We start from the raw sequence: 26,047 nt of genomic DNA, 5'->3' as shown, positions 1-26,047 counted from the left end.
GGTCGGGCGGGGCGCGGGACGCCGGCTCCGGTCCCCGCGCCGCCTTTCCGGCTCAGGCGGAGCCGGCGACCAGGAGGTTGACCGCCACCAGCGTGACGACCAGGAGCCGGTGGGCCCGGATGCCGAGCAGCCGGCCGCGCAGAATGTCTCCGCGCACCATGCCGACCGTGAACTGCCGGGCGCGGGTCGCCTTCAGCGGGACGAAGGCGAGCGGGAACCACCACGGGGCGAGGCCCAGCAGCGGGGCGGTGACGATCACGGTGGTCTCGACCACCGAGAGCGCCCCGATGAACAGACGGTTGCCGCGGGGGGACAGCAGGCACGCGACGGTCGGCCGGCCCGCCGCGCGGTCGGCTTCGGCATCGTGGGTGTTGGAGTACACGCCGAACAGGAGCGGACCCAGCCCGAACAGGAACGCCTCCACGGCGGCGAGCCCGCCGGCCTTTCCGCTGAGCAGGCCGAACAGCGGCAGCACGAAGGCCCAGCCGACCACGGCGAGGAACACTTCCTGGAAGCCCCGGTGGCTGAGCCGCAGGCCCCAGGAGTACTGCGGGACGACGACGGCCGTGGCCACGAGCGCGAGCACGGCCCACAACGGGCGGTGCGGCGCCCAGAACAGCGCCGCCGCCCAGCACAGAGCCCCGGCGACGAGTGCGCAACCGGCGAAGCGGATCGCGGCCGTCTCGGTGAGCGTTCCGGCCGGCAGGGGCTTGCCTGCCAGTGCCCGCGCGGGCGCGTCCGGGCCGTAGGTGACGGCGTCGCTTCCGTCCCGGTGGCCGGTGGCGTCGTCGAACGCGACGGCCGCCGCCACCAGGCACACCTCGCCCAGCAGGAACGCGGCCGACGTCAGCAGCGACGCCCCGTCGAGCCCTTGCCGGGAGGTGGGGAGCAGTGACAGGACGACGGCCACGCTGAGGTAGTAGTCGACCATGCCGAGCCTGGCCGGCCGCAGGTAGGAGGACAGCCGGGCCCCCGGTCGCCGGCCGGGGCGGACGCCGGCCTCCCGGGGTGGCGGCTTCGCTTCGGTTCCGGTGTTGAGGTCACTGGTCATGGACGCTCCCTGTGGTCGTGGCGTCGGGCGTCCGCGGAGCGCGGAGCAACGGTGCAGCCGGGACGAAACCGGCCCCGGCGAGCGTGGTCCGCTCCGCGGCCGCCCGGACCGACGGCAGCGTGCTGCCCGTCCGCGACCCCGAAGCGCCGCAGTCGCCTGTCCTGCCCGGGATCCCATGGGCCGTCAGGGCACTGTCAGCGCCGAACCGCCGGTCGGCGACAGCGGATCCGTGCATGAAATCTCCTCGGACGTCTCGGGCCCGCTGCCCGACGACACACACAGAAGATCACATTGCGCAATTGTCATCTCGCTCTCCGTGCCGGCTCCGTTCCTGGCCGCACTGCGGCATCCCAGCCGTACGGCCAGGGTTTCCCGCCGGGACGGCCGGTTCCGCGGGCGCACAGGTTTCACTGTGCGGAGTGACCCTGCTCGCCCGGTCGGAGGCGCGCGGCCCGTCGGCCTCCGGGGCCCGCGGCGGCCCGGTGCACGGCGCAGGGTGGTGACGGCCGTGGACGAGCCGCTGGACCCGCCCGGCCCCCGGGCCCCGGCGGGTGGGAAAGGCGCGGAGGTGTGTAAGGGGGTGCGGTTCGTTCCCGCCGGCACTCCCGCGGTGGCCGGGCCCCGCGAGCCGGACGGACGCGGTCAGCGGCTCCGAGGAGTGACCAGTCCGGACTCGTAGGCGAGGACGACGAGTTGGGCGCGGTCGCGGACATGGAGCTTGACCATGGCCCGGTTGACATGGGTCTTCGCGGTCATCGGGCTGATCACCATGCGGTCGGCGATTTGGTCGTTGGACAGCCCCTGCGCGACCAGGGCCACGGCCTCGCGCTCGCGGTTGGTCAACTCCTTGAGCCCCGGGCCGGCTTCCGCGTCGAGCGGCTGGGTGACGTACCGGCTGATCAGCTTGCGGGTGATCGACGGCGCGAGCAGGGCGTCGCCCCGCGCGGCGACACGCACCGCGTGCAGGAAGTCCTCCGGCACGATGTCCTTGACGAGGAACCCGGCCGCGCCCGCGCGCAGCGCGTCCAGAACGTACTCGTCCAGGCCGTAGTTGGTCAGGATGACGACATGCACCCCGGACAGCGCGGGGTCCGCGGCGATGTGCCGGGTCACCTCGATGCCGTCGAGGACCGGCATCCGGATGTCGACGAGCGCGATGTCGGGCAGGTGCTCCCGGACCAGGGCCAGGCCCTCCCGCCCGTCACCGGCCTCGGCCACCACCTCGATGTCGCCCTCCAGGTCGAGCAGCGCGCGGAATCCGCTGCGCAGGAGCGGCTGGTCGTCGACGAGCAGGACACGGATCACGACGCCTGCTCCACGGGGAGTTCGGCCTGGACGGTGAAGCCCCCTTCGACGCGCGGCTCGGCCCGCAGCCGGCCCCCGAGTGCGGTGACGCGCTCCCGCATCCCGAGCAGCCCGACGCCGGGCGTCGGGGTGGTCTCCCGTGTGGCCCTGCCGTCGTCGTCGACGCGTATCGTCAGCGCGTCCGGACGGCAGTCGATCCGGACCGACGCCGAGTCCGCGGCGGCATGCCGGGCGATGTTGGTGAGCGACTCCTGCACGATCCGGTAGACGGTCCGGTCCACCGCGGCGGGCACGTCGTGCCGTCGCCCTCTGATGGTCAGCGTCGCGTCCAGGCCGATCGCACGGGCCCGTTCCACCAACTCCGGTACGTGGTCGAGGCCGCGCGGCGGGGCCGTGTCGTCGTCGCGCAGCGCCTCCAGGGTCGCGCGCAGCTCCCGGCTCGCCTCACGTCCGGCCTCCTGGATCGCCAGCAGGGACGCCGGCACCTGCTCGCCGCGCCTGCGGGCCACATGGACGGCGACCTCGGCCTGCACCTTGATGATCGAGATCTGGTGGGTGAGCGAATCGTGCAACTCCCGTGCGATGTGCAGCCGTTCCTCGTCGGCGCGGCGCCGCGCGGTCTCCTCCCGGGTGCGCTCCGCCTCGTCCGCCCGCCGCTCGGCCTGCCGCAGTGCCTCGCCCGCCGCACCGGCCGCGATCAGCCAGGCCACCTCCAGGGCGCCGCGGGCCCGCGCGAACGCCTCACCGGTGTCGTGCAGCGAGACCAGGGCCGCCAGGGGGAGAGCGGCCAGCATCGCGACGCTCGCCACCACCGTGGCGGTGCGGTGACCCGCCCGCACGGCGGCGTACACGGCGAACAGGTAGGCGACGGCGGGCACATCGAAACCCGCCGCCTGATAACCCACCGCGCACAGTCCGGTGACGGCCAGCACCGGCAGCGGGGCCCGGCGGCGGGCGGCCAGCGCCAGGCCACCGGCCACCAGCAGCGCGCAGCCGAACAGACCGGGGTCGCCGGCCGGTTGCCGCCCGGACAGCCCGGTGGCCAGCAGCGCCCCCGCCACACCGACGGCGATCGCCCAGTCCCCGGCACCGGCCGGGACACCGAACCGTCCTCTGTCCATGGGCGCACCCTAGCCGGACGGCGCCGCGGTCGGGTCCCGCTCACGGACGAGCGTCCGACTACCGCGCCCGTGGTAGAGGGGCGGCGTCCGCGGTATCCGCCGTGGCCGCGTGCGCCGTCGGCGGCAGCCCGAAGTGCCTGCGCCCGGGGGACGTTCGACGGTGGGTCCGGCGGACATGATCGGGCGACGTCCAGTCGCAGGAGGAGAAGATGACGGCAACCGACAACCCCCGTAAGGAAGGAGCCCTGGCGGCACTGGCCCGGTTCTGCTACCGGCGGCGCCGCCTGGTGCTCCTGGCCTGGATCGCGGGCGTGATCGCCGTGGCGTTCGCCGGCTTCGGTTACGGCGCCGCCCCCGACAACGACTTCTCCGGCGGAAGCTCCGACTCCGCCAAGGCGCAGGCGCTGATCGAGAAGCACTTCCCCGAGCGGCAGGGGGACACGCTGACCCTCGCGATCAAGGCGGACAAGGGCATCGACGACCCGGCCGCCCGGCAGAGGATCCAGAAGGTCATCGCCGATCTGGACGCCTCACCCGTGACGGGACCGGTGACCTCGCCGTACCAGGACGAGAACCTGGTGACGAAGGACCGCCGCATCGCCCGTACGACCATCCCGCTGACCGTCAAGGACGTGCAGAAGACCGAGGTCGAGCCCCTGGTGAGCCTGGTCAAGGAGGCCTCCGGGGACGGCGTGACGCTGGGGCTCGGCGGACAGATGGCGGAGAAGGCCGAGACACCCCCGCAGGGCTCGTCCGAGAGCGTGGGCATCGTGGCCGCCGCGGTGATCCTGTTCATCGCCTTCGGGTCACTGGTGGCGATGGGCCTGCCGATCGTGACCGCGCTGCCGGCGATCGTCGCGGGCCTCGCCCTGACGAAGCTGGTGGCCCATCTGGTCCCCGCACCCGATTTCACCGCGATCCTGGCCGCGATGATCGGGCTCGGCGTCGGCATCGACTACGCGCTGTTCATCGTGACCCGCTACAAGGACGGCCTCCAGGCCGGCGACACGCCCGAGACCGCCACGGTCAAGGCCATCACCACGGCCGGCCACGCGGTCCTGTTCGCCGGCACGACCGTCGTGATCGCGCTGCTGGGTCTGATGGTCATGGGACAGCGGCTGATGACCGGAGTGGCCGTCGCCACGTCGGTGATCGTGCTGGTGACCATGATCGCCGCGGTGACCCTGCTGCCCGCGTTCCTGGGCTTCACCGGGCACAGGATCAACGCGCTGCGCCTGCCCCGTCGTACGTTCCGGCGCAGCGGGGCCGACGGTGCCCCGGCGCGGGAGCGCCGTACGCTCGCCGAGCGCTGGGCCGGCGTGGTGCAGCGCAGGCCGCTGGCCGCCGCGGTACTGGCCGGCGCGGTCCTGCTGGTGCTGGCCGCCCCCACGCTGTCGATGCGGCTGAGCAACCCCGACGCCAGTGTCCAGCCCCGTGACAGGAGCAGTTACACCTCGTACAAGATCCTCTCCGAGGGCTTCGGGCCCGGCTACGCCGCTCCCCTGATCCTCGCCACCGAGGCCGGTCCCCATCACAGCGACCTGCGTGCCGTCGCCGAAGCCGTCGCCGGGACCGAGGGCATCGCCTATGCCACGCCGCCCCAGGTCAGCGAGGACGGGCAGGCCGCGCTCCTCATGGCCTTCCCCAGGACCGGATACCAGGACAAGGCGACCGCGGACCTGGTCCACCGGCTCCGCGACGACGTGCTGCCGAAGGCGCCCGGCGGTGCGGCGGTCCATGTCGGCGGCCCGAACGCCGTCACGATCGACACGGCCGAGGACATCGGCTCGCGCCTGCCCCTGATGATCGCGGTCGTCATCGCGCTGTCCCTGGTGCTGCTGATCGCGCTGGTCCGGTCGGTCACCATCGCGCTCCAGGCCGCCGTGATGAACCTGCTGGCGATCGGCGCCGCCTACGGCGTGCTCGTCGCGGTCGTCCAGTGGGGATGGCTGGGCCCGGCCCTCGGCTTCCCCACCGCGATGCCGGTCACGACCTGGGTGCCGATGATGATCTTCCCGGTGCTGTTCGGCCTGTCGATGGACTACGAGGTCTTCCTGATCTCGCGGGTCCGCGAGGAGTACGAGCGCACCGGCGACACCCGTACGGCCGTCGCACGCGGGATGGCACGGACCGCCAAGGTCATCACGGCCGCCGCCGCCATCATGGTCGCCGTCTTCACGACCTCCCTGCTCGGCCCCGACGTCGCCGTCAAACAGGGAGGCCTGGGCATGGCCGTCGCCGTCCTCGTCGACGCCACCGTCATCCGGCTGATCCTCGTTCCCGCGGTCATGGAACTGTGCGGGGACACCAACTGGTGGATGCCCGGCCGCCGGACCGGGAAGACGACGACGGCTCCGGACAGCCGGATCGGGGAGGAGACCCGGGTCTGACCGCCCGCCGCCGGGTGGCCTGCCGTGCATGACGTAGCGTCCGGTCCCATGGAACCCATGGCTCACGTGCGGCCGGCACAGGGCGCCCGGCCTCGGGCCCGTGATCTCGGCATCGTCTTCGGGCGGGGCGGCACCGGTCCCCTCGACGCGATCACCGACGTTCCGGGCGTCCGGGTCGGGCACGCCACCGTCCGGCGTCCTCCCGACGTGCACAGCGGGGTGACCGCCGTCGTGCCCGGTGACGTCGCTCCCCACGCGCCGCTGCCCGCGGGGGTGTTCACCGGCAACGGCTACGGCAAGCTCATCGGCACCACCCAGGTCACCGAACTCGGCGCGCTGGAGACGCCGGTGCTGCTCACCTCCACCCTGTCGGCGTTCCGGGTCGCCGACGCCCTCGTCGGGTGGATGCTCGAACAGCCCGGATGCGGTGAGGTGCGGAGCCTCAACCCGGTCGTGGGCGAGTGCAACGACGGCTTCCTGTCCGACATCCGGGCGCGGCCGGTGCACGAGGAGCACGTCCGGGCCGCGCTCGACGGGGCGTCCGGCGGTCCGGTGGCCGAGGGCTGCGTCGGCGCGGGCACCGGAACGGGCGCCCTGGGCTTCAAGGCGGGGATCGGAACCGCCTCGCGCACACCCGCCCTTGCGGGCCGGCCGTACACGGCCGGGGTCCTGGTGCAGGCGAACTTCGGCGGCACGCTGCGGGTGCTCGGCCGCCGCGTCACCCCGCGGTCCGTGGGCCTGACCGGCGGCCCGGCGCCCGCGGCGGAGACCGGCTCCTGCATGATCGTGGTGGCCACGGACGCCCCCGTCGACGCGCGGCAGCTCACCCGTGTCGCCCGGCGGGCCGTGTTCGCCCTGGCCCGCACGGGCGCGGCCTACAGCCACGGCAGCGGCGACTACGCCATCGCCTTCGGCACGCGACCGCAGGCGGCCCCGGTGGCGGACGACGAACTGGGGCCCCTCTTCGAGGCCGTCCTCGACGCCGTCGAGGAGGCGGTACTCAACTCCCTGCTGGCCGCGACCACGACCACGGGCTTCGGCGGCCGCACCCTGCCGGCCCTGCCCGCGGACCGGCTGCTGGACGCCCTCAACACCCCCGCGCTCTGACCGGCCTCGTGTCAGGGGGTGGGGGAGGGGGAGCCGGTCCTCGTCCCCGGTTCGGTGGTGAGGATCATGCGGTCCGGTACGGCGGTGTCCCGGCGCGCCGTGAGCCAGTAGAGGAAGGCGGGTACGGCCAGGCCGACGATCCAGGAGATGTCCGTGCCGGCGAGCGGCTTCACCATCGGGCCGGTGCGGAAACCGGTGCGGCCGGGCGTCACACGGCGGACCGGGACCCGGCCGGGCGCCGCCTGAGCGCCGGTTCGGCGAGGGACGGCGGAGTCCAGACGCCGTCCGGGGGGTACACGTCGGTCCCGGGCGGCACGATCTCGTCGATCCGGTCGAGTACGGCGTCGTCCAGCGCCACGGACCTGCCCTTGAGCGTGCTGTGCAACTGCCCCATCGTGCGCGGACCGATGATCACCGATGTGACGGCCGGATGGGCGAGCGGGAAGGCGACGGCCAACTCCGGCAGAGAGCAGCCCACTTCCTCGGCCAGCTCGACGAGCTGCTCGACGATCTCCAGCTTCGCCGCCGTACGCGGCGCCGCCGGATCGAAACGGTCGGGGTGCAGGGTGGGGCGCCCGCTGCTCAGATCGAGAGCCCGGTCCTTGCGGTAGCGGCCGGTCAGGAACCCGGAGGCCAGCGGACTCCAGGTCAGCACCCCCATGCCCAGCCGCTGCGCCACCGGCAGTACATGCCTCTCGACGCCGCGGGTCAGCAGCGAGTACGGCGGCTGTTCGGTGCGGAACCGCTGGAGGCCCCGCCGGCCGGCCACGTGGTACGCCTCGACGATCTCGTCGGCGGGGAAGGTGGAGCAGCCGAACGCTCTGATCTTGCCCTGCCGCACAAGATCGGTGAGGGCCCAGAGCGTCTCCTCGATGTCGGTCGTGTGGTCCGGCCGGTGCACCTGGTACAGGTCGATCCAGTCCGTTCCCAGCCGCCGCAGACTGTCCTCCACCTCCCGGACGATCCAGCGCCGTGAGTTGCCACCGCGGTTGGGGCCGTCCCCCATGGGGAAGTGGACCTTGGTCGCGAGCACCACGTCGTCGCGCCGGCCCTTCAGCGCCTTGCCGACGATCGTCTCCGACTCTCCGGCGGAGTACATGTCGGCGGTGTCGACGAAGTTGATCCCCTCGTCCAGCGCGGCGTGGACGATCCGGACGCACTCGTCGTGGTTGGCGTTGCCCACGAATCCGAACATCATGGTGCCGAGGCAGTAGGGGCTGACCTCGATGCCGGTCCCGCCCAGAACGCGGTGGCGCATACGACTCTCCTTGGACGGCGTCCACTTGGGTGGGCCGACCCTACGGATTGGAGTCCGCTCCAAGGCAAGCGCGGGCCACGGGCGAAGGGACGTTCGGGCTCCCGCCGTGGGCTGTTCGGCCGCAGCGGGACGGGAGCGCGTGCGGTGGACTGGGGAGTGACAGGAAGGGCGCTGAGTGATGAGACGACGCAGTGTGGGCGAGTTGATGTGCCCCACCGCCGTGAGCGTGCGACCGGGCACGGCGTTCAAGGAGATCGCACGCGTCCTCGACGAGTACGACGTCACCGCCGTCCCGGTGGTCGACGACGAGGAGCGGCCGATCGGGGTGGTGTCCGAGGCGGACCTGCTGCGCAGGCAGACGTGCGGCGGCGTGGGCAGGAACGCGGGGGAGCTGATGACGAGCCCCGCCGTGGTCGCGGAGCCCGGCTGGCACGCCGTGCGTGCCGCGCGGGCCATGGAGCGGCACAGGGTCAAGCGCCTGCCGGTGGTGGACGGCGACGGCCGGCTGATCGGTGTGATCAGCCGCCGCGACCTGGTGCGGCTGTTCCTCCGCCGGGACCGCGCCATTCAGGAGGAGATCCTGGAGGACGTCATCGTCCGGACGCTGGGCCTGCGTCCGTCCGCGCTCGCGGTCGAAGTCGCCGAGGGCCGGGTCACGCTCAGCGGGACGGTGGAGCGCAAGAGCCTGATCCCGGTCACCGTGCGGCTGTGCGACAGCGTCGACGGCGTGGTCGAGGTGGTGAACCGGCTCGGCTTCGACCGGGACGACACAGTCAACACTCCCGCCGTACAAGGTGGTTCGGCACATCCGGAGGCCGGCGTGGGCGCGGCGCCGGGCGGTGGGCACGGCCCGTCGTGGGTCCTGTCACCGCCCCGGCTCCGCCTCGGAAGCCGGCGGTGAGCCGGTCGGTCGACGCGTCGGCGGACACCGCCGTCGGCCGGACCGCAGCACACCGGAGCCGACCTCGGCGAGGCCGGCGCCCGTGACGCGGAGCCCCGCCGGTCGGCGGGCGAGGCCGTCCAGCGCGCTCAGCGGCGGGTCGGCGTCGTCGCCGCGGCCGCTCGGCGCGAGCCCGACCCGTACGCCGCCCTCGTCGCCCGGACCCGGGTGGCTCCCCGGGCGGCTGGAGCAACGGGTGACGGGCTCGGCGCCCTGGCCGCCACCGTCTCAGGGGCGGAGGGCCGGGGGTTTCAGCGACCGCGCCCGTGGAGCTCCAGGTCCGCGACGACGGGGCGGTGGTCGGACGCCTCCGTGGCGACCTCCCCGGCAGCGGCCACGGTGATGTCGGGGGAGACGGCCACGAAGTCGATGCGCTTTTCGGGCCGGCCCGCCGGGTACGTCCCGCCGCCGTCCGGGTCGGCGTCCCCGAGCCGCTGCCACAGCGGCGCCAACTCCGGTGCGTTCGCCTCGGCGTTGAAGTCCCCGACCAGGATCTTCGGGCCGCGGTCGGCGGCGAGTACGTCGAGCATGTCCGCCACCTGGGCCCTGCGGACCGACGGGTCGCCGCGGTAGTCCAGGTGCGTGTCGTAGACGTGTACGTGCGCACCCCTGACGTTGAGCGTCACCTCGGCGAAGCCGGGCGCCGGGGCGGGCACCGGATCGGGCGTCTGCGTGGAGAGCCGGGTGATCTCGTGGTTCTCGGCCTCCAGCACCGGGTGACGGCTCAGCACGGCGACGCCGAACCGGCGGCGCTCGGCGCCCTCGGTGGCCGGGTCCATGTCGTAGACGGGTGCGAAGAACACCCGCATGCCCAGCGTCCCGGCCAGCTCCCGGGCCTCGTCGGCGAAGTCGCTGCGGGCGCCCCAGTGGACGTCGACCTCCTGGAGCCCGACCACGTCGGCGTGCAACTCACGTATCGCCCGCGCGGTCCGGTCGAGGTCGAAGACCTCGTCCTCACCCGCCCCGGCATGGATGTTGAAGGTCGCCACCCGCAGCGGGACCGCCGGGGCGCTTGACCCGGCGGTGCCGGCGTCCGCGGCCGTCGCCGGTGCCGCCACGGCGAGCGCGGCGGTTGCGGCCAGCACGGCGGCGAGGCCGCGCCGGACAGGACGTCGCAACGTGGGCTTCATGCCGTCGACCCCTTCACCGTCTCCTCGGACAGCCGCACAACTGTCCGTGGGACGAGTGTGGTTGACGACCCCGCCGGCGTCGAGACCGCGCCCGTGGAGGCCCTGAGGGCACATCAGCGCGACGAAGGCCGCCGACGGAAGGGTTCACGTCGGACGTCAGACGTCATATGATCCGCGACGGCGGCAGACGCCCTGCCGTTCCGAGCGATAGGACAGCGATGTCTCACTTCCGGCGAAGGCTCCGATGGGGAGCAGGACTGGTGGGGCTCTCCACCGTCGTGGCACTGGCGAGCGGCGTGCCCGCGACCGCGGCCACCAAGCAGGCACCGGACTTCGATGCCACGCCCCCTCAGGCCGGCAAGCCCTTCTACGCGGAGCAGCAACTCGCGACCAACGGCCAGGGTGGGTTCCCGAACTACCGCATCCCGGCACTGGCCGTCACCAACCACGGCGACATCCTCGCCGCCTACGACGGCCGGCCCACCGCGATCGACGCGCCCGGCCCCAACTCCATCCTCCAGCGCCGCTCCACCGACGACGGCGCCACCTGGGGGACGCAGACGGTCGTCCACGGGGGGAAGCAGGCACCCGTCGAGGGCTACTCCGATCCCAGTTACCTCGTCGACCGCTCAACCGGCGACATCTTCAACTTCCACGTGAAGTCCTTCGACCAGGGCTTCGGCGGGTCCCGGCCGGGCGTCGACCCCCAGGACCGCAACGTGCTGCACGCCGAGGTCAGCGTCTCCCACGACGACGGCCGCACCTGGCAGCACGAGGTCATCACCTCGGACGTCACCGCCGACCTCGGCTGGCGCTCCCGGTTCGCCGCGTCGGGCCAGGGCATCCAGCTGAAGTACGGCAAGTACGCCGGGCGGCTGCTCCAGCAGTACACGATCATCAACGGCGCCGGTGCCTTCCAGGCCGTGTCCGTGTACTCCGACGACCACGGAAAAACCTGGAAGGCCGGCGAACCGGTCGGTTCGGGCATGGACGAGAACAAGACCGTGGAGCTCTCCGACGGCCGCGTCATGCTCAACTCCCGCGACTCGGGCCGCTCCGGCTACCGCAAGGTCGCGATCTCCGACGACGGCGGCGTCACCTACGGCACCGTGACCATCGACCGGGAACTGCCCGACCCGGCGAACAACGCCTCGATCGTCCGCGCCTTCCCCAACGCGCCGAAGGGCTCTGCCCGCGCCAAGGTGCTGCTCTTCTCCAACGCGGGCTCCACCGGCCAACGCGCCAACGGCACGGTCCGGATGAGCTTCGACGACGGCGAGACCTGGCCGGTCGCACGGGTCTTCCAGCCGGCCGGCATGGCCTACTCGACGCTGGCGACCCTGCCCGACGGCAAGGTCGGCCTGCTCTACGAGCCCGACGGCGGCAACGGCGGCATCCGCTTCGCCCGCTTCAACCTCGCCTGGCTCCAGGGCGTCGCCGCGCCGCTGACGGCCGGGAACCTCACGGTCGAGCGCGGTGCCACGGCGGCCTTCGAACTCACGGTGGCGAACCAGAGCGGGTCGGCCCTCCACGTGAAGGACCTCAGCCTCGGGGTGCCGGCGGGCTGGACGTACGAACTGACGCCGCCGGACCTGATCCTCCCGGACTCCTCCAAGCGCGTCACCGTCACCCTCGGCGTCCCCGAGGGCGCGACCGGCGGCACCTATCCCGTGACCGCCACGCTCACGGACGCCAAGGGGCGCACGTCCCGAGGGTCCTTGACCGTCGAGGTGCCGAAGACGGCCGACGACAACGCACCGGGTCGCATCCAGGTGACCGGCGGCACGCTCACCAACCCGCGGAACGACGGCTACCAGGCCGGTGACAGGCTGGTCTTCACCTACACCGTCACCAACCTGTCCGACGCGGCCACCACGGTGGTGCCGAGCGGGAACCTCAGGGATCTCGACCCGGCGGCCGACTCACGCAACTGCCGGTGGCGCGGCCTCGCGGCGCACGCCTCCTACACGTGCGCCTTCCCGTACCACGTCGTCTCACAGGAGGACCTGGACGCGGGGCACTTCACACCGGTGACCGAGTGGGCCTCGACCTCTGACGACACCGTCACCGTGGTCGGGCACACCGGCGAGCGCGTCGAACTGGGCTGACCCGACCCGTCGTCGAACCGCCTCGCGGGGCAACTCCCGTGAGGCGGTGGGTCATTCCTGTCCGGGGACGGCCATCTCGCCGAGCAGCGACCAGTCGTCCTGCGCCAGGGTCGTGTTGACGATCCGGGGCGTCTCGGCCAGGTGGGGCGGCAGGGTCCGCTGCGCGGCCCTGAAGTGCTCCGACCGCACGTGGGCCGCCCCGGCCTCGTCGTCGCGGAAGGCCTCGACCAGGACGTACTCCGTCGGGTCCTCGACGCTGCGGGACCAGTCGAACCACAGGCAGCCCGGCTCGGCGCGGGTGGCCGCCGTGAACTCGTCGGCGATGCGCGGCCACTGGTCGGCGTACTCGGGGCGGACACGGAACTTGGCGGTGATGAAGATCATCGGTCTCCCTCAAGAAAACGGCCGTAGCCGTGGCGCGCCGGACACGGCAGGCTTTGATGATCGTAGCCGACGGGGAACAAACCGCCCGGGGGGTGCGGCGGTGCACCGCCGGACGGGGGAAGGGGCGGAACCTGATGGGGATCGCACTGGTGGTGGCCTTGGCCGCCGTCGTGGCCGCGGCCGTCGTCACGGGCCTGGTGCGGGCCGGGCGACGCGAGGCGGTGGCGGAGAGAGACCGGCTCGCCGAAGAGGCACGGCGGCGGGCGCGCGGGTCGCTGGAAGCGGTCTGGGCGATGGACGACCGCCGGTTCGAGGAGTACGTCGCCGAACTGTGCCGCCGGGACGGCTGCACCGACGTCCGGCGGGTCGGCGGCGCGGGCGATCTGGGCGCCGACGTGACCGGCCGCCTGCCCGACGGGCGCCGCATCGTCATCCAGTGCAAGCGGTACGCCAAGCACCGCAGCGTCGGCAGCCGTGACCTCCAGACCTTCAACGGCACCGCACGAGCCGAGCACCGGGCCGACGTCCCGGTCTTCGTCGCCTCCTGCGTGTTCACGCGGCCGGCCCGCGAGTTCGCGGCCCGGCACCGGCTCCGCCTCATCGACGTCGATCTGCTCGGCTTCTGGAACAGCGGCACCACGCTGGCCTCGCTCCTGGACCTGGACATCGGCCGGTCCGGAACCAACCGCCGGCTCCACCCGGACCACGACTGACCGGCACCCCGCGCGCCCGAGGCACACGGGGACAGCCCCGTCGGGCCGGGCGGCAACCGGGACCGGGCGCGTCATCCCAGCGGGACCAGGGACCATCCCTCGTGCTGACGGAGGGCCAGGTGCCACACGGCGGCCGGTACGACCCCCACGCCGGCCACGAGGGTGTCGGCGGTCAGGCCGCGCCCCGAAAGGCTGTTGGCGCAGGCGAGGACGCGCGCCCCGGTCTCCAGCAGCCGGGTGACCTGTTCACCGGACTCCTCACCCAGGACGAGGTCCAGTCCGGCGCCGTAGGCGACGACCTCCACCTCGACGGGCCGGTCCGCCGCCGCCACCAGGTTCTGCACCGCGCGCACCACGCGGTCCGGTTCGGGAGCCGCCACGACGGCACGTACGGGAGCGGGGAAACCGGCCCTGGCGGCCCTGGCGGCCTCGGCGTTCTCGGCGTTCATGGGACCACCCTCGCATATCGGACAGTGTCTCGACGGGGCCCGCGCGGCGGCGCGGCACGACGCGGCCGGCGGGACGGTCCGCCCGGCCGAACCGGGCGTACGCCTCGTCGCCGCGCCGCCGTCGTGCCCGCGTCCGTCAGCGGTCCTGGGACAGGCGGAGCAGGTCCGCGAAGACCCCGTTCGCCTCGACGAGTTCGTCGTACGGGCCCTGCTCGGTGATGCGGCCCTGCTCCATGACCACGACGTGGTCGGCGATCCTGGTGTTCTCCAGGCGATGCGTGACGACGATGGTGATGCGTTCGCCGGCGATGGCCTTGATCCTCCCGAAGATTCCGTGCTCGCCCCGCGGGTCCATCTGCGAGGTCGGCTCGTCCAGGATCAGCAGCGGGGTCTGCCGGTAGAGCGCGCGTCCGCAGACCAGGCGCTGCCACTGGCCGCCGGACAGTTCGGCACCGCCCCACAGCTCCTTGGCGAGCAGGGTGTCGAGCCGCCTCGGCAGCTTCTCGACCGCCTCCCGCATGCCCACGGCATCGACCGCCTCCCAGACCGGTCCGTCGTCGTAGGTGCGGGGCTGGCCGAGGGTGATGTTCTCGCGGGTGCGCAGGGGCCAGCAGGCGAAGTTCTGCGGGACGAGGGCGGTGCGCCTCCACACGGCGTCGGGATCGGCGTCGGCGAGGTCGGTGCCGTCCCACACGACGCGGCCCTTGTCGGCGAGGAGGATGCCCGTGATGAGCTTGGCCAGGGTGGACTTGCCCGAGCCGTTCTCGCCGACGATGGCGAGGATCTGACCGCGCCGCAGGGTGAGTGACACCCCGTTGACCGCCGGTTCGTCCTTGCCGGGGTACCGGTAGACGACCTCGTCGAGCCGGATCTCGTCCACGCGTTCGGGGATGGTCAGTTCACCGCGCCTGGGGGCGCGGTCGCGGGCCATGTCGAGGAAGGACCGCATGTCGGCGAGGTAGAGCGAGGTGTGGAACATGGCGGCGCCGTTGACGACGAACTGCGACAGCGCGCCCAGCGTGGTCTGCACGGCGACCACGGCGGTGGCGGCGACCGGAAGGGCGACACGCCCGGTGGTGGCCAGCCAGGCGAGGGTGGCCCAGGTGCCGAGCAGGAACACGCCGCCCAGGGCACTGGTCGCCAGCACGATGCGCAGCATGCGGGGCGCTGCGGTGAGGGTGCGCTGGTCGATGCGGTCGGACAGGGCGCGGTACCAGTAGACGAGGTAGCCGGTCATGCCGTTGGCGCGGACCTCGTCCCCGTAGCGCGAGTAGGTGGCCCACCAGCGCATCATGGAGCGGACGTTGCGGTCGCCGACGTTGAGGTAGTGGGTCTCGTAGTCGACGCGCGCGGACAGTACGGCGCCCACGCCGGCCGGGACGACGGCCAGCAGGAGCAGCGGCAGCATCAGCGGGTGCAGGGCGGTGATGACGCCGCTCGCGGCGATCATGCGGATGAGCGCGGCCGTGAACCGCTGGCTGTCCTGGATCATGAACCGGGTCCGGGTGACGCCGACCTCGGCGGCCTCCTGCCGGTCGGCGAAGCCGTCCTCCCCGTACGCCGAAGCCTCGACCCGGCAGACGGCGGTGACGAGCGCGATGTCCGCCTCGGTCGTCAGCAGCGGTGTGATCCGTCCGTCGGCGTAGGAGGACAGGGCGCCGCTGATCCGGCCGACTGCCGCGGCGGCCATCACCACCGTCAGCGAGGGAAGCGCGCCGTTCAGGCGTTCGGCGACGGTACCGGTGCCGAGGATGTGGGTCATGGCCCGCGCGGTGAACGCGAGGACGAGCGCGGCAGTGGCGCCCGTGAGGAGCTGGCAGGCCAGCAGGAGTACCACGCCGGTCCTGTCGACGGACCAGGCCATGCGCGCGGTGTGCCCGAGTACGGAGGGAAGCCGACGGCACATGGCGCCGAAACCGGCCTCCGCCAGCGGGTTCCTGCCGTACTTGCCCTCGAAGCTGATGGTGGCGGGAGGTGGAGGGGGAGGCGTTTCCCCGTTCACGGTCGAGGCGTCAGTCGCAGTCACCTGAATCCCTCCTTGGGGCTCGCACCGCGCCTGGATGGCTCGGCAGTGCCCGGTACAACGAGGTGCCCGGAGAATCGAACACGCTCGATTCCGGACGCGGTGGACCCCTTGAGCTGCAAGGGGTCGCTCGGGTGGCCGCCGCAGTTGAGCCGCCGCCGGGCGAGGGCGGGTTGGCCGAAACGCCGATGCCCGAGACGCCCGAGACGCCTGGGGCGCATGGGTTTCGCAGGGCGCGACCCCGGTCCGCACCGCCGGCCGATCCGCCGGCCCACGGCCGGGCGCGTCCCCTGTCCGAGGAGGCGACGACCCGTTACCTTTCTCCGCGCCGGCACACCTTGGCCCGATCGACGCGCGCGCCGGAACCGGCTCCTGACCTGCCGTCAACCACCGCTGGAGACAGCCACATGGGACGCAGCACACGACTCCGGCCGCCTGCCGGACGCCGACTGCCCGCTGTCGCGGCCGGTACGGCGGCCGCCCTGATCCTGGCCCTGACCTCCTCGGCGGCCTCGGACACCGCACGGCCGCCGCAGCGCGCGTCGCACACCCTGCCCGGCGGCTACCGGCACCTGGTCGTGATCTACGAGGAGAACCACTCCTTCGACAACCTCTACGGCACCTGGGGACCGGTCGGCGGCCAGAAGGCCGAGGGCCTGGCCCAAGCCACCGCCCGGCAGCGCACCCAGCGCGCCCAGGACGGCACGCCTTATCGCTGCCTGCTCCAGAACGACGTGAACCTGACCAGCCCGCCCCTCCCGTCGACCTGCCGCGACGCCGCCCACGGGGTGGAGGCGAGCGCGTTCGCCAACGAGCCGTTCACCATCGACGACCACATCCGGCCGCAGGACCGCACCTGCCCGGCGCCCGGGGTCCAGGCGGACGACGGCGTGGCCAAGGACTCTCCGGGCGCCCTGCCCGGCGGCTGCACCCGGGACCTGGTGCACCGCTTCTACCAGAACCGGTACGCCATCGACGGTGGCCGGCAGGACCGCTACGTCACCGCCTCCGACGCCGTCGGCCTCACCATGGGCCGCTACGCCACCACGTCACTGCCGATCCACCGCTACCTGCACGCCCCGGGCGCCCCGCGCTACGTCCTGGCCGACCACTTCTTCCAGGGCGCGTTCGGCGGCTCCTTCCTCAACCACCAGTACCTGATCGCCGCACGGGCCCCGCGGGACACCAGCGACGGCGCGTCCGGCGCGAAGTACACGGTCCTCGACGCCAACGGCATGCCCACGTCGTACCCGCTGTACAGGGCGACCGGCCCGGTGGTGGACGGCGCGCTGACCACCGCCTGCCCGGACGGCGCCCCGGCCGACTACGCGCACGCGTGCGGCAGCCTGGCCGTCAACACGGTGCAGCCGTCCAGCGCACCGCACGGCAGCGGCCCCCGGATCCCGCTGATCGACGACGCGAAGTACCCCAACATCGGCGACCGGCTCACCGCCGCCGGCATCTCCTGGAACTGGTACTCCGGCGGCTGGGACGACGCGGAGGCCGGGCACCCCGGGCCGCTCTTCCAGTACCACCACCAGCCGTTCAACTACTTCGCCGGCTACGCCCCCGGCACGCCGGGCCGCCGCCACCTCCGCGACGAGACGGAGTTCCTGCGCGCGGCCGGGACCGGCACCCTGCCGGCCGTCAGCTTCGTCAAGCCCTACGGCGCCGAGAACGAGCACCCCGGCTACGCCGCCGAGGCGTACGGCAGCGACCACCTCGTCGACCTGCTGAAGGCCGTGACGGAGGGCCCGCAGGCCGGTGACACGCTCGTGGTCGTCACCTACGACGAGTTCGGAGGCCAGTGGGACCACCTGCCGCCCCCCGGACCGGGCTCGCCCACGCGCGGCGCCCACGACGCCTGGGGCCCCGGCACCCGCGTCCCGGCCCTGGTCGTCTCCCGCTCGCTGCCGCGCTCGGCCGTCGACCACACCGTCTACGACACCACCTCCATCCTCGCCACCATCGAGCGGAGCTACGGTCTGAAGCCCGTCGCCACCCGTGACGCGGTCGTCAACGACCTGTCCGCGGCCGTCGCCGCCGGCGGCCGCAGGACCAGGTAGCGGCCCCCGGCACCGGCGCTCCCGCCGGAGACGCCGCGCCGCGCCGCCGGAAAGCGACGGCCTGCCAGACGGCCAGGAGCAGCAGCGTGCCGGCCTCGGCCAGGATGCTGAGCAGGGCCTGCGGTGCGGGCCGCAGACCGTGTTCGGTGAATCCGAACACGCCCACGGTGCGTGAGGCGGCGAAGCCGCCGAGGGCGCCCAGCGCCACACCGGCGGCGGCCACCCTCAGCAGCGGCGGCATCCCGATCAGCAGCAGCGCGGCGACGGCGAAGGAGGCGCTGGCCTGGAGCAGGAACAGGGGACCTACGACGTGGACGAAGCGGTATTCGTCGGCGTAGAGCCGGGCGTGGATGTATCCGCTCCCGGCGAGCGTGGCGGCGGTCCCCACACGGGTGGCCGGCGCGAGGAGTCCTCCGACGGTCATGCCAGCCTCTCATCCTTGATCGCCAGCTCCCGGTCACCCTGCCGGTAGCCCACGCTGCGGATGCCCAGTGCGTCCTTGAGCTGACGGGCGGGTACGACCTGCGGAGTCGGGGCGGGGGCCCGTCCAGGCTTCGGCAGCGGATAGGCCGTGGTGGTGGCGGAGTGGAAGGTGATGTTGCCGTCCGTCTTGGTGAACAGCTGGTGGACATGCCCGTTGAGACAGGTGACGGAGGAGAAGCGGCGCAGCAGCGCGATGACACGGAGCGCGTCGTCCGTACTCCAGCCCCACCGCGGGTACATGGCGAACAGCGGGATGTGACTGAAGACCACGATGGGCGTGTCCGAGGACAGCCCCCTGAGGTCCCTGCGGACGAACTCGATCTGCTCCTCGCCGAGATGGCCGAGCTTCTCCAGGCTCAGGGTGTTGACCAGGGCGACGAAGTGCACGCCGTGCGTGTCGAAGCTGTACCAGCCTTCGCCGAGCGTGCCCTTGCCGAAGGTCTGCCGGTAGGCGCGTCCTGCGTCCCCGATGGAGTCGTGCTCGCCGGGCACCGTGAAGACGCGATCGGTCCGCATACCGGTCATCATCTGCCTGACCTGGTCGAACTGCGAGGGCGTGGAGAGATGGGTCAGATCCCCGCTGTGCATCACGAAGTCGGGCCGGAAACCGAGCGAGTTGACCTGGCGGATCGCCTCGGTGAATGACCCGGCCACGTTCATGTTCGCCGGGCCCTGGAAGCCGATGTGGCTGTCGGAGACCTGCACGAACCGCAGCACGCCGCTCGCCGTCGTACCGGCTCCCGCCGCCATGGCTCCGGCGGCGGTGGTTCCGGAGGCCGCGGCTTCGGGGGCGCCGCTCCTGTCGGCGATGTGGCTGATCACCTCCCCACTGGCCACGGTCAGCACCACGGCACCGCCGAACCACCCCGCGTGCCGCAGGAGCTGGCGCCGGGTCATGCCGTTCGGGCCGTCGGGCTGCTCGGTGTCGTCCAGCGGTGCCGGATCGAGCCTGTCATCGGGCCTGTCGGGCCTGTCGGGGTACGCGGTCATCGGGTCACCTCCACGGTGGCGGTCATGAAGGGATGGATCGTGCAGAGGTAGTGGTAGGTGCCGGGCGCGGTGAACCGGTAGCGATACGTGGCGTGGGTGGCCAGGGCGGCCGAGCGCAACGGGCCGCCCGAACCGGCGCTGGTGACGGTGTGCGCGTCGGTGTCCTGGTTGGTCCAGGTCACCGTCGTGCCTGTTTTGACCTTCAGGGTGGCGGGGGAGAACGCGAAGTTCTTGATCGCCACGGCGCTTCCCGACACCGGCGCGGCCGGTGCTCGCGCGCTCGGGGACGTCATGGGCATGGTCATGCTGGGCATCGGCGGGGCGCCTGTCGAGGAGCCCGCCGGGCCTCCCGACCCGGTGGCCCCGGGCGTCCCGGCCGGCTGACTCTGCCCCTGACCGGGCGTGATGCCGCCGGCCGCGGCCGACGGGGAATGCGACGACTGGCCGCACGCGCTGAGCAGCCCCAGCGTGCCGACGGCCGCGACGGCCAGCCCTCCGGCCGCGAGGCGTGAGCGCCGGCGCGGCGGATGTGGGCGACGTGGGCGACGCGGTGGACAGGGTGGACCGAAGTTCAAGTGCATGGTGATCGTTCCCAACTGATCGGGACGGAGAGCCCGAGTGGGGCCGCGCGCGACCGCGCGGGACCGGACCCGTGGGGGATATGGCGCGTATCCGCGCTCTTGCGTGGTTTCACGGACGGTGAGGGCCGTACGGTTCGGTGATCGAGCGCCTTTTTGTCGCACTGACCTCTCCGTGGCCCACGGCGGCCTGCCGGACGCAACACGACAAAAGGGGGCATCTGCGCGATGATCGGCATATGCCATGGGCTCACCGAAAACGTGGTCCAACGGCCGATCCGGAACGCTCCGCGCGCCGTGTCCCTGGTATGGGGACCGCTTCGACCACGGACGAGGAACTGCTCCGCACTCTGTACGCCGAGCACGCGGGCCCCCTTTTCCACTACGTGCTGCGACTGACCTCAGGAGACCGGCAGTGGGCCGAGGACGTCGTGCAGGAGACGCTGCTGCGCGCGTGGCAGCACCCCGACGCGTTCGAACCGGATCGCGGTCCGGCGCGGGCCTGGCTCTGCACGGTCGCCCGGCATGTGGTCATCGACGGCCACCGGGCCCGCAGGGCCAGGCCGGCCGAGGTGGACGGCGACGCCCTGGAGCAGGCCGCCGAGCAGACGCGCGGCGAGGACCAGATCGAGCAGGCGCTGCAGAGCTGGGCGGTGGCCGACGCCCTGCGGACGCTGTCCCCGGACCACCGCGCCGTCCTCGTGGAGACGTACTACCGGGGCCGGACCATGGTGGAGGCCGCCGAAGTGCTGGGCATCCCGCTCGGCACCGTGAAGTCGCGGACCTACTACGCCCTGCACGCCCTCAGGCTGGCGCTCCAGGAACGGGGGATCGAGTCATGACGGCGGCGTGGAGGAGGGACCGACCATGAACGCGGACCACGACGCCCTCCGGCTGGCGCTGGGCGGATACGTCCTCGGCGCGCTCTCCCCGGCGGAGAGCGAGCAGGTGCGCGCCCACCTCGCGACCTGCGACGAGTGCCGGCAGGAACACGCCGAGCTGGCGGGACTGCCGGCCCTGCTCGCGACGGTCACCGAAGCCGACATCGGCCTCGAGGCCTCGGGGGCGCCGATGCCCGCGGCCGGCGGGGACCTGGCCGACCGGCTGGTGCGGCGGGCCGCCGACAGCACGGCGGACACGCCTCCGGCGCGCTCCGGCGCGCCCCCGGCGGCCGCCCAGACGCCCGAAGCGGGCCTCCTCGACCGGATGCTCCGGCAGGCCGCGACCAGGCGCCGCAGGACCTGGCGGCTGCAGTGGGCCGGAGCCGCCGCCTCTCTGGCGCTCATCGGGTCGGCGATCGGCGGCACCTGGCTGGCCACCAGCGGAACCGTGGTCAGTGAGGCGACACCGCCCGGACCGACCGCGCAGGCCCCGACGCGCACCTTCTCCGGACGCGATGCCGCCACCGGCGTCACCGCGTCGGTGAAGGTCTCGCCCTCCGCGTGGGGCAGCGTCCTCCAGGTCTCCGCCGGAGGGGCGCCCGCGGGCATCGTCTGCCGACTGCAGGCGATCGGGCCCGGCGGCAGCAGGACGGACGCCGCCACCTGGCGGGCGGGCCAGTACCCTCCCGGCACCACGATTCCCGGAGCCGTTCCCCTCTCACCGGGGGCCATCCAGCACTTCGAGATCATCACGGGCAATGGTCAGAAGCTGGTCACGATCCGGGCGTAGGCGCTGCCCGGGAAACCGCACCCGCAGAAAAACCGCGAAAGGTGCAATCAGCCCCGAACCATGTGGTACTCGCTCTCCGTGCAACTGGATGAGGGGTCCAACTCGGGTACAGCCGAAGCGATTCCACCCGGTTCACGGGCGGCCCCTCGGATTCCGGCCTCCGCACCCTACAGAAGAGCCACACGACCATGTTTGTGACCGATCCTGCCTGTCCGAGCCCCCCACTGCTCTCGCACTGCAGCCACCAGGCACTGCTCACCCTCCCCGCGCAGGCGGCGCACGTCCCGGCCGCCCGTCACTTCGCGGCAGACCTGCTGGACTGCTGGCGCGTCCCCCAGAGCGAGCGGGACTCCGCCGTCCTCATCGTCGACGAACTCGCCGCGAACGCAGCCCAGTACGGGCGCGAGCACATGACGCTGCTGCTCTTCCTCGACCATGACACCCTGCACATCGTCGTCAGCGACTCCGGAACCGCTGTGGAGCACTGCCAGCGCGAGGCGGCCCCGGACGAACACGGCCGCGGCACCGGCATCGTCCGCTACCTCGCGGAGTCGACCGAGGTCCACCAGACACGCGGCGGCCGAGAGGTCCGCGCCTGCCTGCGGTGCGGGGCGTGACACGGCCCCGCACGCGCCCCTATCCCTCGTCGCCCGTCGTCATCTCCACGTCGATCACTCCGTCGTCCTGGAAGAGCTCGGACGCCAGTCGCGCGGGATCCTGGGTGCCCTCCAGTTCCAGCAGCACCTTCGCGGCGTCGTCGGTGCGGCCGGGCAGCCGCTCCACCCTGACCTGGAGGATGCGGAAGCCCATGCGGGTGCAGACCTGCATCAGGCGCGGCAGCAGCGCGGTGCCGGTCCGGTAGGTCAGGCGCGCCTCGAAGATGTGGGTGGACGTGCCCGGCAGCAGCCGGGTGGACAGCACGAAGGGGTATCCGCGCACGACCAGGAAGTGCACGATGGTGGTCGCCATCGCGAGGATGGGCAGCCCGCCGCCGCAGGCCATGCCGACCGCGCAGGTCAGCCAGACGGTCGCCGCCGTGGTCAGGCCGCGTACCGCGTCCCGGCGCACGAAGATCAGCCCGCCGCCGATGAACCCGATCCCCGAGACGATCTGCGCCGCCACCCGCGACGGGTCGAAGGAGACGTTCTCCAGCCCCAGGACATTGCTGAACCCGTGCTGCGAGACCTCCATCATCAAGGCGCTGGAGATCCCGACCAGCGTGTGCGTCCGCAGACCCGCGCTCTTCTGCTTGGCCTCCCGCTCCCAGCCGATCAGGGTCGACAACAGCAGCGCCAGCCCCAGCTCGGACAGCTGCCGTACACCCTGCCCGCTCAAGTCCCACAACGCCGCCGCGAGCTCCGTCACGCGCACCTCCTGACCCGTACGTTCTCCATCAAGCCGACATCTACCCCCAACCTGGCACGTCACGATCAGCGCCGCCCGGAGTTCGCGCACCGGTTCCGGCTAAAGAGGCAAAGCGGCAAGGAGCGAGGCGACGGCCGTCCCGTCGCGGGCGGTAGCGTTGCGCCCGGACGGCCATTTCCCGGCGGCGCAGGGGGCGATCGATGGACCAGCAGTTGAACCTGGTGACCTTGGGCGTGGGGGACTTGGCGGCCAGCCGCCGGTTCTACACCGAGGGCCTGGGCTGGACGCCGCTGCTCGACCTCGACGAGATTGTCTTCTACCAGGTCGGCTGGGGGCTGGCCCTGGGGCTCTTCCCTCTGGCCGACCTCGGCGCCGACACCGGGCAGGCGGCGGTGGCCGGCACCCCCTTCACCCTCGCGCGGAACCTCGGCTCGCCCGCCGAGGTGGACGTGGCCGTGGAGAGGGCTCGTGCGGCGGGGGCGACGGTCCTCAAGGAGCCGCAACGCGCGGCGTTCGGGGGCTACCACGCCTATTTCGCGGATCCGGACGGCCACCGCTGGGAGGTGTGCCACAACCCCGGCTGGTCGGTCGCCGACGACGGCACCGTGACGCTGACGGCCGTCGAGGCGGCGGACGCGGAGGGCTGACGAAGACGGCGGGGAAGAATCCACCCGGCCGGGTCAACACGGGGCACGCCTCTGTTGCGTGCCCCGCCAGGCGGGTGTTCGGTGGGGCGTGGCCCCTTTCATTCCGCCGCTCGTTCCGCGCGCAGTCGATGGGCCCTGACCGTCGGACCCAGGAGATTCGCCGATGGACATATCCGAAGGTTCCCACCGCAGCCGTCGCCACTTCATCGGCGCCGCGACCGCTGCCGTCGTCGCCGCCGAACTCGGCCTGACCGCCCCCGCGCAGGGCCGGTCGGGAGAGGAAAAGCCGGAGGTTCCTCCCACGGCCGAGACGGGAGCGAACAAGTCCTTCAGCTCGCTGAAGCAGAAGGCCGCCGGTGTTCTGAACGTCGGATATGCCGAGGCCGGCCCCGCGCACGGACGCCCCGTCATTCTTCTGCACGGCTGGCCCTACGACATCCACAGCTATGTCGACGTCGCGCCTCTGCTGGCGGCGCAGGGCTACAGAGTGATCGTCCCCTATCTCCGGGGCCACGGCACGACTCGTTTTCTGTCGGGCAACACGCCCCGCAATGCCCAGCAGTCGGTGTTCGCCCTCGACATCATCGCCCTGATGGACGCCCTCGGGATCGACAAGGCGGTCCTCGCCGGTTTCGACTGGGGCTCGCGGACGGCCGACATCATCGCCGCTCTCTGGCCGCAGCGCTGCACGGGCCTGGTCTCCGTGACCGGCTACCTGATCACCGACCCGGCGGCCAACAAGCTTCCGTCGCCGCCCAAGTCCGAGTGGGCATGGTGGTACCAGTACTACTTCGCGACGGAGAGAGGTGTGCTCGGCCTCAAGAAGTACCGGCACGACCTGGGCAAGCTCATTTGGAAGTTCAACTCCCCGACCTGGCACTTCGACGAGGCCACCTACGAGCGCACCGCCGCGGCCTTCGAGAACCCGGACTACGTCAGCATCGTGATCGACAACTATCGGTGGCGGCTGGGACTGGCCAAGGGCGAACCGCAGTACGACGCCCTGGAGAAGCGGCTTGCCCAAGGACCCGTCATCAACGTCCCCACGATCACCATCGATGGCGCGGACGACCCCTTCACGCCGCCGGGAAACGGATCGTCCTACGCCAGGAAGTTCTCCGGAAAGTACGCGCACAGAACCCTGAAGGTCGGCCACAACGTGCCGCAGGAAGCACCCGTCGACTTCGCCAAGGCCGTCGTCGACGTCTACGGTTTCGCCGAGCCCCTCTCGAAATGAGTGCGCGGTGTGCCGCCCTCCGCCCGGCCGGAGTGGAGGGTGACCGCGTGGAGGAGGGCGTCGCGGCAGGCGAGGACGGCGGGGTGGCGGCTGCCGCCGCGGCGGACGACGGTGGAGATGCGGCGTGCGCGCTGACCGCGGGGGAGCTGCCGCAGGGTGACCGTGGGGGAGTGCCCGTCCCAGACCAGGTCGGGGAGGAAGGCCGCGGCGTGCTGCTGCTCGACGAGACGGAGGTGGAGCAGCAGGTCGGTGGTCTCGAAGCGTACGTCGGGTTCGAATCCGGCGTTGCGGCACAGGGTCATGGCCCAGTGCCGTGCGGCCGTGCCCTCGGGTTCCATCACCCAGGCGTGCCCCTCGAGTGAGCGCAGCGCCGCCATCGCGCCGTCGGTGTCCTGGCCGTCGGCCAGGTGAGGCAGGGCGAGGCGCAGCGGGTCGTCGAGCAGGTCCTCCTGTTCGAGTTCGGAGGGCCGCGGGTTGGGGTTGCCGGGGTACTCCTCGGCGAGGACCAGGTCGAAGTCACGGGCCAGCAGGGCGGGCAGAGCCTTCTCGGGTTCCATGTGCGTGACGTGGACGCGCAGTTGCGGGTGCCGGTCGCGCAACAGGCCGAGCGCGGTGGGGACCAGGGCCAGGGCGGCCGTCTGGAACGAGGCGACGCGCAGCGTGCCGGTCAGATCGGACAGTGAGGTGGCGATGTCCGCCTCGGCGCGCTCCAGACGTTCGAGGACCGCCTCGGTGTGGGCGACGAGGATCTCGGCCTGCTCGGTCAGCCGAACCCGCCGCCCGGCCGGTTCCAGCAGCGGTACGCCGACCTCGGCCTCCAGCTGCGAGAGCTGCTGGGAGACGGAGGAGGGAGCGTAGGACAGGGCGGCGGCGACGGCGGCCAGAGTGCCGCGGTGCTTCAGTTCGCGCAGCAGCCGCAGCCGGTGCAGATCGAACATCGCAGCCCCTCGCCGTCACGGAGCGACGCCCTGAATCATCGGTTTATCCGACGAGTATAGGTCGAAAACATTCGCTGGACCGATCGTAGGAGG

Annotated in this window: 26 protein-coding genes; 12 read left to right on the top strand and 14 right to left on the bottom strand. The window is 72.3% G+C overall.

Features of this window, described 5'->3' with window-relative positions:
- Window positions 1–52: 52 nt before the first annotated feature.
- The 3 genes from CG719_RS33515 to CG719_RS33500 form a co-directional block, all read right to left on the bottom strand.
- Window positions 53–1,051, bottom strand: coding sequence for a UbiA family prenyltransferase (locus CG719_RS33515; protein WP_100572473.1), 999 nt, complete (start codon window positions 1,049–1,051; stop codon window positions 53–55).
- 642 nt (window positions 1,052–1,693) lie between these two features.
- Window positions 1,694–2,356: a response regulator gene (locus tag CG719_RS33505; protein WP_100572471.1), complete on the bottom strand. Its 663-nt coding sequence runs from the start codon at window positions 2,354–2,356 to the stop codon at window positions 1,694–1,696.
- Window positions 2,353–3,477, bottom strand: a complete 1,125-nt coding sequence (locus CG719_RS33500; protein ID WP_100572470.1) for a sensor histidine kinase — start codon at window positions 3,475–3,477, stop codon at window positions 2,353–2,355. The genes CG719_RS33505 and CG719_RS33500 overlap by 4 nt, the downstream gene beginning before the upstream one ends.
- 209 nt (window positions 3,478–3,686) lie before the next feature.
- On the opposite strand from CG719_RS33500, the gene CG719_RS33495 reads away from it, so the two are divergent.
- Both CG719_RS33495 and CG719_RS33490 read left to right on the top strand, forming a co-directional pair.
- Window positions 3,687–5,867, top strand: coding sequence for an MMPL family transporter (locus CG719_RS33495; RefSeq protein ID WP_100572469.1), 2,181 nt, complete (start codon window positions 3,687–3,689; stop codon window positions 5,865–5,867).
- A 48-nt stretch (window positions 5,868–5,915) separates the two neighbouring features.
- A complete protein-coding gene (locus CG719_RS33490; protein ID WP_100572468.1) occupies window positions 5,916–6,974 on the top strand; it encodes a P1 family peptidase in 1,059 nt (352 codons plus the stop codon).
- Between the two features lie 11 nt (window positions 6,975–6,985).
- Here CG719_RS33490 and CG719_RS33485 read toward each other — a convergent pair whose 3' ends face one another.
- Together CG719_RS33485 and CG719_RS33480 are read right to left on the bottom strand one after the other, a co-directional pair.
- Window positions 6,986–7,186, bottom strand: a complete 201-nt coding sequence (locus CG719_RS33485; protein WP_442802765.1) for a hypothetical protein — start codon at window positions 7,184–7,186, stop codon at window positions 6,986–6,988.
- On the bottom strand, window positions 7,183–8,232 hold the full coding sequence (locus CG719_RS33480) for an aldo/keto reductase (protein ID WP_100572467.1): 1,050 nt from the start codon (window positions 8,230–8,232) through the stop codon (window positions 7,183–7,185). The genes CG719_RS33485 and CG719_RS33480 overlap by 4 nt, the downstream gene beginning before the upstream one ends.
- Window positions 8,233–8,410: 178 nt before the next feature.
- Between CG719_RS33480 and CG719_RS33475 the strand changes: the two genes are divergently transcribed.
- Window positions 8,411–9,133, top strand: coding sequence for a CBS domain-containing protein (locus CG719_RS33475; protein ID WP_100572466.1), 723 nt, complete (start codon window positions 8,411–8,413; stop codon window positions 9,131–9,133).
- Between the two features lie 290 nt (window positions 9,134–9,423).
- On the opposite strand, the gene CG719_RS33470 is transcribed toward CG719_RS33475, so the two are convergent.
- Window positions 9,424–10,302 carry an endonuclease/exonuclease/phosphatase family protein gene (locus tag CG719_RS33470; protein ID WP_100572465.1) on the bottom strand — a complete coding sequence of 293 codons (879 nt, stop codon included), beginning with the start codon at window positions 10,300–10,302 and terminating at the stop codon, window positions 9,424–9,426.
- A gap of 260 nt (window positions 10,303–10,562) precedes the next feature.
- On the opposite strand from CG719_RS33470, the gene CG719_RS33465 reads away from it, so the two are divergent.
- A complete protein-coding gene (locus CG719_RS33465; protein ID WP_159025013.1) occupies window positions 10,563–12,410 on the top strand; it encodes an exo-alpha-sialidase in 1,848 nt (615 codons plus the stop codon).
- Between the two features lie 51 nt (window positions 12,411–12,461).
- On the opposite strand, the gene CG719_RS33460 is transcribed toward CG719_RS33465, so the two are convergent.
- The gene (locus CG719_RS33460; protein WP_100572463.1) at window positions 12,462–12,794 is read right to left on the bottom strand and encodes a putative quinol monooxygenase; all 333 of its coding nucleotides are present in this window, start codon (window positions 12,792–12,794) and stop codon (window positions 12,462–12,464) included.
- A gap of 134 nt (window positions 12,795–12,928) precedes the next feature.
- Here CG719_RS33460 and CG719_RS33455 point away from each other — a divergent pair, with 134 nt between their 5' ends.
- Window positions 12,929–13,507, top strand: coding sequence for a restriction endonuclease (locus CG719_RS33455; protein ID WP_100572462.1), 579 nt, complete (start codon window positions 12,929–12,931; stop codon window positions 13,505–13,507).
- A 71-nt stretch (window positions 13,508–13,578) separates the two neighbouring features.
- Here CG719_RS33455 and CG719_RS33450 read toward each other — a convergent pair whose 3' ends face one another.
- Together CG719_RS33450 and CG719_RS33445 are read right to left on the bottom strand one after the other, a co-directional pair.
- Complete coding sequence (locus tag CG719_RS33450) at window positions 13,579–13,956, bottom strand: DsrE family protein (protein WP_100572461.1); 378 nt, start codon at window positions 13,954–13,956, stop codon at window positions 13,579–13,581.
- Window positions 13,957–14,092: 136 nt separating this feature from the next.
- Window positions 14,093–15,982, bottom strand: a complete 1,890-nt coding sequence (locus tag CG719_RS33445) for an ATP-binding cassette domain-containing protein (RefSeq protein WP_100572460.1) — start codon at window positions 15,980–15,982, stop codon at window positions 14,093–14,095.
- Window positions 15,983–16,386: 404 nt separating this feature from the next.
- Here CG719_RS33445 and CG719_RS33440 point away from each other — a divergent pair, with 404 nt between their 5' ends.
- Window positions 16,387–18,045, top strand: a complete 1,659-nt coding sequence (locus CG719_RS33440; RefSeq protein ID WP_100572459.1) for a phospholipase C — start codon at window positions 16,387–16,389, stop codon at window positions 18,043–18,045.
- Here the strand turns inward: CG719_RS33440 and CG719_RS33435 are convergent.
- The 3 genes from CG719_RS33435 to CG719_RS33425 are packed head-to-tail and all read right to left on the bottom strand — an operon-like array spanning window position 17,996 to window position 19,760.
- Complete coding sequence (locus CG719_RS33435; RefSeq protein ID WP_234375889.1) at window positions 17,996–18,469, bottom strand: hypothetical protein; 474 nt, start codon at window positions 18,467–18,469, stop codon at window positions 17,996–17,998. The genes CG719_RS33440 and CG719_RS33435 overlap by 50 nt on opposite strands.
- The gene (locus CG719_RS33430; protein ID WP_100572458.1) at window positions 18,466–19,518 is read right to left on the bottom strand and encodes a metallophosphoesterase family protein; all 1,053 of its coding nucleotides are present in this window, start codon (window positions 19,516–19,518) and stop codon (window positions 18,466–18,468) included. The genes CG719_RS33435 and CG719_RS33430 overlap by 4 nt, the downstream gene beginning before the upstream one ends.
- Window positions 19,515–19,760, bottom strand: coding sequence for a cupredoxin domain-containing protein (locus CG719_RS33425; protein WP_234375888.1), 246 nt, complete (start codon window positions 19,758–19,760; stop codon window positions 19,515–19,517). Before CG719_RS33425 ends, CG719_RS33430 begins: the two co-directional genes overlap by 4 nt.
- Between CG719_RS33425 and CG719_RS36015 the strand changes: the two genes are divergently transcribed.
- The 4 genes from CG719_RS36015 (at window position 19,750) to CG719_RS33410 (ending at window position 22,384) form a co-directional block, all read left to right on the top strand.
- Entirely contained in the window at window positions 19,750–19,902 is a 153-nt protein-coding gene (locus tag CG719_RS36015; protein WP_199836885.1) for a hypothetical protein, read from the top strand. The two genes, CG719_RS33425 and CG719_RS36015, sit on opposite strands and share 11 nt — an antisense overlap.
- Window positions 19,903–20,404: 502 nt before the next feature.
- A complete protein-coding gene (locus tag CG719_RS33420; protein ID WP_100572456.1) occupies window positions 20,405–20,938 on the top strand; it encodes a sigma-70 family RNA polymerase sigma factor in 534 nt (177 codons plus the stop codon).
- 25 nt (window positions 20,939–20,963) lie between these two features.
- The gene (locus tag CG719_RS33415; RefSeq protein ID WP_100572455.1) at window positions 20,964–21,767 is read left to right on the top strand and encodes an anti-sigma factor family protein; all 804 of its coding nucleotides are present in this window, start codon (window positions 20,964–20,966) and stop codon (window positions 21,765–21,767) included.
- Between the two features lie 194 nt (window positions 21,768–21,961).
- Window positions 21,962–22,384 carry an ATP-binding protein gene (locus CG719_RS33410; RefSeq protein WP_234375887.1) on the top strand — a complete coding sequence of 141 codons (423 nt, stop codon included), beginning with the start codon at window positions 21,962–21,964 and terminating at the stop codon, window positions 22,382–22,384.
- 19 nt (window positions 22,385–22,403) lie between these two features.
- Here the strand turns inward: CG719_RS33410 and CG719_RS33405 are convergent, their stop codons facing one another.
- Window positions 22,404–23,132, bottom strand: coding sequence for an MgtC/SapB family protein (locus tag CG719_RS33405; RefSeq protein ID WP_100572453.1), 729 nt, complete (start codon window positions 23,130–23,132; stop codon window positions 22,404–22,406).
- A 200-nt stretch (window positions 23,133–23,332) separates the two neighbouring features.
- Here CG719_RS33405 and CG719_RS33400 point away from each other — a divergent pair, with 200 nt between their 5' ends.
- Together CG719_RS33400 and CG719_RS33395 are read left to right on the top strand one after the other, a co-directional pair.
- A complete protein-coding gene (locus CG719_RS33400) occupies window positions 23,333–23,779 on the top strand; it encodes a VOC family protein (protein WP_100572452.1) in 447 nt (148 codons plus the stop codon).
- Window positions 23,780–23,942: 163 nt separating this feature from the next.
- The gene (locus tag CG719_RS33395) at window positions 23,943–25,016 is read left to right on the top strand and encodes an alpha/beta fold hydrolase (RefSeq protein WP_199836881.1); all 1,074 of its coding nucleotides are present in this window, start codon (window positions 23,943–23,945) and stop codon (window positions 25,014–25,016) included.
- Here the strand turns inward: CG719_RS33395 and CG719_RS33390 are convergent.
- Window positions 24,986–25,954: a LysR family transcriptional regulator gene (locus CG719_RS33390; RefSeq protein WP_100572451.1), complete on the bottom strand. Its 969-nt coding sequence runs from the start codon at window positions 25,952–25,954 to the stop codon at window positions 24,986–24,988. The two genes, CG719_RS33395 and CG719_RS33390, sit on opposite strands and share 31 nt — an antisense overlap.
- Window positions 25,955–26,047 lie beyond the last annotated feature (93 nt).

This window comes from Streptomyces sp. CB01373, assembly GCF_002803075.1.
In the GTDB taxonomy this organism is placed as follows: domain Bacteria; phylum Actinomycetota; class Actinomycetes; order Streptomycetales; family Streptomycetaceae; genus Streptomyces.
Note: the sequence above shows the minus strand (reverse complement) of the source record. Positions and strands in the feature narration are given on the sequence as shown.

What these genes read in the sequence shown, in the direction of transcription:
- CG719_RS33490 (WP_100572468.1), top strand. Translation starts at nt 5,916, where the DNA reads ATGGAACCCATGGCTCACGTGCGGCCGGCACAGGGCGCCCGGCCTCGG.
- CG719_RS33460 (WP_100572463.1), bottom strand. Translation starts at nt 12,794, where the DNA reads ATGATCTTCATCACCGCCAAGTTCCGTGTCCGCCCCGAGTACGCCGAC.
- CG719_RS33435 (WP_234375889.1), bottom strand. Translation starts at nt 18,469, where the DNA reads ATGACCGTCGGAGGACTCCTCGCGCCGGCCACCCGTGTGGGGACCGCC.
- CG719_RS33475 (WP_100572466.1), top strand. Translation starts at nt 8,411, where the DNA reads ATGAGACGACGCAGTGTGGGCGAGTTGATGTGCCCCACCGCCGTGAGC.
- CG719_RS33395 (WP_199836881.1), top strand. Translation starts at nt 23,943, where the DNA reads ATGGACATATCCGAAGGTTCCCACCGCAGCCGTCGCCACTTCATCGGC.
- CG719_RS33495 (WP_100572469.1), top strand. Translation starts at nt 3,687, where the DNA reads ATGACGGCAACCGACAACCCCCGTAAGGAAGGAGCCCTGGCGGCACTG.
- CG719_RS33455 (WP_100572462.1), top strand. Translation starts at nt 12,929, where the DNA reads ATGGGGATCGCACTGGTGGTGGCCTTGGCCGCCGTCGTGGCCGCGGCC.
- CG719_RS33480 (WP_100572467.1), bottom strand. Translation starts at nt 8,232, where the DNA reads ATGCGCCACCGCGTTCTGGGCGGGACCGGCATCGAGGTCAGCCCCTAC.
- CG719_RS33515 (WP_100572473.1), bottom strand. Translation starts at nt 1,051, where the DNA reads ATGACCAGTGACCTCAACACCGGAACCGAAGCGAAGCCGCCACCCCGG.
- CG719_RS33440 (WP_100572459.1), top strand. Translation starts at nt 16,387, where the DNA reads ATGGGACGCAGCACACGACTCCGGCCGCCTGCCGGACGCCGACTGCCC.
- CG719_RS33500 (WP_100572470.1), bottom strand. Translation starts at nt 3,477, where the DNA reads ATGGACAGAGGACGGTTCGGTGTCCCGGCCGGTGCCGGGGACTGGGCG.
- CG719_RS33430 (WP_100572458.1), bottom strand. Translation starts at nt 19,518, where the DNA reads ATGACCGCGTACCCCGACAGGCCCGACAGGCCCGATGACAGGCTCGAT.
- CG719_RS33415 (WP_100572455.1), top strand. Translation starts at nt 20,964, where the DNA reads ATGAACGCGGACCACGACGCCCTCCGGCTGGCGCTGGGCGGATACGTC.
- CG719_RS33390 (WP_100572451.1), bottom strand. Translation starts at nt 25,954, where the DNA reads ATGTTCGATCTGCACCGGCTGCGGCTGCTGCGCGAACTGAAGCACCGC.
- CG719_RS33420 (WP_100572456.1), top strand. Translation starts at nt 20,405, where the DNA reads ATGGGGACCGCTTCGACCACGGACGAGGAACTGCTCCGCACTCTGTAC.
- CG719_RS33400 (WP_100572452.1), top strand. Translation starts at nt 23,333, where the DNA reads ATGGACCAGCAGTTGAACCTGGTGACCTTGGGCGTGGGGGACTTGGCG.
- CG719_RS33450 (WP_100572461.1), bottom strand. Translation starts at nt 13,956, where the DNA reads ATGAACGCCGAGAACGCCGAGGCCGCCAGGGCCGCCAGGGCCGGTTTC.
- CG719_RS33470 (WP_100572465.1), bottom strand. Translation starts at nt 10,302, where the DNA reads ATGAAGCCCACGTTGCGACGTCCTGTCCGGCGCGGCCTCGCCGCCGTG.